This window comes from Bradyrhizobium pachyrhizi (assembly GCF_001189245.1).
In the GTDB taxonomy this organism is placed as follows: domain Bacteria; phylum Pseudomonadota; class Alphaproteobacteria; order Rhizobiales; family Xanthobacteraceae; genus Bradyrhizobium; species Bradyrhizobium pachyrhizi.
Genome location: NZ_LFIQ01000024.1, coordinates 126,011 through 129,788, shown reverse-complemented (window position 1 = coordinate 129,788; position 3,778 = coordinate 126,011). Strand labels below are relative to the sequence as shown.

The following is a 3,778-nucleotide window of genomic DNA, read 5'->3' as shown; positions in this document are numbered from 1 at the left end:
GCTGGCGGCTGACGTTTTCGGATCCTGCTTGTGCGGCTGCATTGAATTCCCGGCTTCGGTGCTCATTTGTTTGGGCACGACTATCCTCCTCCGGCCGAGCAAAGGAAAGCCCAATGGATATTCCAAAATACAAGATCGCCCTGATCGTCGGCGCCGGCGAGGGCCTCAGCGCCTCGTTGACGCGGCTATTTTCGCGGGAGGGAATTCGCGTGGCACTCGGCGCCCGCAGCATCGAGAAGCTCGGCGCGCTCTGCACCGAAACCGGCGCGCGGGCCTATGCTTGCAACGCCACCAAGGCCGAGGATGTCGAACGGCTGTTCGGCCTTGTCGAGCGCGAGATCGGAACGCCTGATCTCGTGGTCTACAACGCCTCCGGCCGCTCGCGCGGGCCCTTCGTCGAGCTCGTCCCTTCAGAGGTCGAGCAGGCGATCGCGGTCTCGGCGTTCGGCGGATTCCTGGTGGCGCAGGAAGCGGCGAAGCGCATGCTGCCCAACAAGAAGGGCGCGATCCTGTTCACCGGCGCCTCCGCCGGCGTGAAGGGTTATGCGCAATCGGCGCCGTTCGCGATGGGCAAGTTCGCCTTGCGCGGCCTCGCGCAGAGCATGGCGCGCGAACTGTCGCCGCAGGGCATCCACGTCGCGCATTTCGTGATCGACGGTGGCATCCGCAGCGCCGCCCGCACCGAGCCCGCCGACCGGCCGGACTCGATGCTCGATCCCGACGCGATCGCACTGAGCTACTGGAACGTGCTGCAACAACCGCGCAGCGCCTGGACCTGGGAGCTGGAATTGCGGCCCTGGGTTGAGAAATTTTGAGATGACGGAGATCATGCAAGCAGCGTAGGCTGGACGCAAACCGCCGCCACATTCGTCATTGCCAGGAGCGAAGCGACGAAGCAATCCATTCCTCCACTTGCGGCGGCATGGATTTGCTTCGCGGAGCCTGTCATCCGGCGGCGCTCCACGCCGACCGGGTGGCTCGTAATGACGGATGAAACTGGGGAAGGAAAACATGTCGAACGAAATCAAGATCGAGACCGGCACCGACGAACTGCTCTGCGTGATCCGCGATCGCGTCGCCGTCATCACGCTGAACCGCCCGGATGCCCGCAACTCGCTGTCGGATACCTTGACGCCGGCGCTGCGCACGATGATCAAGACCTGCGGAGAGAATCCCGAGGTCGGCGTGCTGCTCATCACCGGCGCCGGCAGGGCATTCTGCGCCGGCGGAAACGTCAAGGGCATGGGCGCGCATCGCGACAAAAAGAAGCTCGAAATGTCCTATGAGGACAAGGTCGCGGATTTGCAGGAGCGCCAGCGCCTGCTCACCGGCGCGCTCGCCTCGGTGCGCAAGCCGACCATTGCTGCCCTTCCCGGTCCCGCGGTCGGCGCCGGCCTTGCGATCGCGATGGCCTGCGACATCCGGATCGCGGCTCAATCCGCCTTCATCTCGACCGGTTACTTACGCGTGGCGCTGAGCGGCGATTACGGCATGGCCTGGCTATTGACGCGGCTGGTCGGCACCTCGCGCGCCCGCGAGCTGATGTTCACCTCGGAGAAGGTCGATGCCTTAAGATGCGAGCAGATCGGCCTCGTCAACCGCGTGGTGCCGGACGAGGCGCTGCAGGACGAGGCCTTTGCGCTGGCGCGGTCGATCGCCGAGGGCCCGACCCTCGCGCTGCGCTACATGAAGGACAATCTCGACGAGGCGCTGCAGTTCGACTTCGCCACCGCGCGCGACCACGAGGCCGAGCGGCTGATCCGGCTCACCACGACAGCCGATCACAAGGAGGCGGTGCAGGCCTTCATCGAGAAGCGCAAGCCGGTGTTCCGGGGGAGTTGATCCCCGTTCAGTGTCCCGTCATTGCCGGGCTTGACCCGGCAATCCATCCCAAAGGAATGCCTTTTTGTTTGATGGATGCGCGGGTCAAGCCCGCGCATAACGATCTCGTAGCCCGGATGAAGCGCGGCGAAATCCGGGATCGGTCTTACCGCGGACGTAGTCTCCCGGATTGCGCTTCGCTTCATCCGGGCTACGCAACTCCATCCGGGCTACGGGCTGCCGCGCGAAAAATCCACGAACGCCCGCAGCGCGGCCGGCAACTGGCGGCGGCTTGGGTAATAGAGGAAGAACCCGGGATAGGCCGGGCACCAGTCGGCCAGCACGCGCACCAGTTTTCTCTTGGCGATCAGCGCCTCGACCTGCGCCTCGAACACATAGGCGAGCCCTGCCCCGTCGAGCGCCGCATCGACCATCAGATCCTGGTCGTTCAGCGTGAGCGGCCCCGCGACGTCGATATCGACCTCGATGCCGCCGCGCTCGAACTCCCAGCGATAGATCGCGCCGGAGGTGAAGCGGTAGCGAATGCAGGGCAGGTCTTTCAGGTCGTGCGGCGTCACCGGCGGCTTGTGCGTCTTGAAATAGGCCGGCGAGCCGACCACGGCAAAGCGATGCCGCGGCCCGATCGGCACGGCGATCATGTCGGCAGCAATGGTCTCGCCGAACCGCACGCCGGCATCGAAACCCGCGGCGACCATGTCGATCAACGCGTCGTTGATCATGATCTCGACGCTGATATCAGGAAACGCCTTCAGGAAGCGCGTGACGATCGGCAGCAGCACCAGTTGCGCCGACTGGCGCGCCGCGGTGAAGCGCAGCGTGCCCGCCGGCTTGCCGCGAAAATTGTTGAGGTCCTCCAGCGCATCGTCGATGTCGCGAAACGCCGGACTGATCCGCGCGAACAAAAGCTCCCCGGCCTCGGTCAGCGCCACGCTGCGGGTGGTGCGGTTGACCAGGCGCAGATCGAGCCGCTCCTCGATGTTGCGCAGCGCATGCGACAGCGCCGAGGCGGACACGCCAAGCTCGGTCGCCGCCGCGCGAAAACTCTTGTGGCGGGCGATCGCGAGGAAGGTGGCGAGGTCCGAAGGATCGATCCGCATTGATGAATTTTACTCAGTAGCTTGAAGAATATATAGCTGATTATCTCAATTATGGCGAGCCGCTATCCCTTTGCCCATCAGCCCGGCAGTGCGCCGGGCCTTCCAGGAAAGGGCAAGATCATGCGTGTCTGGTTCATCACAGGAGCTTCCCGGGGGTTTGGCGCCCTGATCGCGGAAGCCGCGCTCAAGGCCGGCGATGCGGTAGTGGCCGCCGCTCGCGATCCCGCGACCGTCACCGCCCGCCTCGGCCAGCATGAGCGGCTGCTGGCCACAAGGCTCGACGTCACCAGCGAGGCCGAGGCCCACGCCGCGGCCGGCGAGGCGGTCAAAAAGTTCGGCCGCATCGATATCCTGATCAACAATGCGGGCTACGGCCTTCTCGGCGCGATCGAGGAGGCCAGCGCCGCGGAGACGCAGCGGCTGTTCGGCACCAACGTGTTCGGCCTGCTCGGCGCCACCCGCGCGGTGCTGCCGCATATGCGCCGGCAACGTTCGGGCCACGTCATCAACATCTCCTCGGTCGGCGGCTACACCGGCTATCCGGGCTGGGGCGTCTACGGCGCGACCAAGTTCGCGGTGGAAGGCATCAGCGAGGCGCTGGCCGCCGAAGTCGCGCCGCTCGGCATCAAGGTGACGGTGGTCGAGCCCGGCTTCTTCCGAACCGACTTCCTCGACGAGAGTTCGCTGTCGCGCACCGCGCATCAGATCGAGGATTATCATGCGAGCGTCGGCAAGACCCGCGCCGTCGCCGCCGATTTCAACCACGGCCAGCGCGGCGACCCGCGCAAGCTCGCCGGCGCGATGCTCAAGCTCGTCAACGCCGACAACCCGCCGCTGCG

3 protein-coding genes and 1 pseudogene are annotated in these 3,778 nt (G+C 65.4%); 3 read left to right on the top strand and 1 reads right to left on the bottom strand.

What is annotated here, in order from left to right; all coding sequences use genetic code 11:
• The first annotated feature begins 113 nt into the window (after nucleotides 1–113).
• Both AKL29_RS01420 and AKL29_RS01415 read left to right on the top strand, forming a co-directional pair.
• Nucleotides 114–815 carry an SDR family NAD(P)-dependent oxidoreductase gene (locus AKL29_RS01420; protein ID WP_050382548.1) on the top strand — a complete coding sequence of 234 codons (702 nt, stop codon included), beginning with the start codon at nucleotides 114–116 and terminating at the stop codon, nucleotides 813–815.
• A 196-nt stretch (nucleotides 816–1,011) separates the two neighbouring features.
• On the top strand, nucleotides 1,012–1,842 hold the full coding sequence (locus AKL29_RS01415; protein ID WP_050382706.1) for an enoyl-CoA hydratase: 831 nt from the start codon (nucleotides 1,012–1,014) through the stop codon (nucleotides 1,840–1,842).
• Nucleotides 1,843–2,051: 209 nt separating this feature from the next.
• Here AKL29_RS01415 and AKL29_RS01410 read toward each other — a convergent pair whose 3' ends face one another.
• Nucleotides 2,052–2,939 (bottom strand): LysR family transcriptional regulator, encoded by an 888-nt coding sequence (locus AKL29_RS01410; RefSeq protein ID WP_028336580.1) that lies wholly within the window; start codon nucleotides 2,937–2,939, stop codon nucleotides 2,052–2,054.
• A gap of 120 nt (nucleotides 2,940–3,059) precedes the next feature.
• On the opposite strand from AKL29_RS01410, the pseudogene AKL29_RS01405 reads away from it, so the two are divergent.
• Nucleotides 3,060–3,778 (top strand): annotated as a pseudogene (locus AKL29_RS01405) (SDR family NAD(P)-dependent oxidoreductase); the annotation flags it as partial.

Excerpts from the sequence above, each read along its gene's own strand:
- AKL29_RS01420 (WP_050382548.1), top strand. The coding sequence starts at position 114 with ATGGATATTCCAAAATACAAGATCGCCCTGATCGTCGGCGCCGGCGAG.
- AKL29_RS01415 (WP_050382706.1), top strand. The coding sequence starts at position 1,012 with ATGTCGAACGAAATCAAGATCGAGACCGGCACCGACGAACTGCTCTGC.
- AKL29_RS01410 (WP_028336580.1), bottom strand. The coding sequence starts at position 2,939 with ATGCGGATCGATCCTTCGGACCTCGCCACCTTCCTCGCGATCGCCCGC.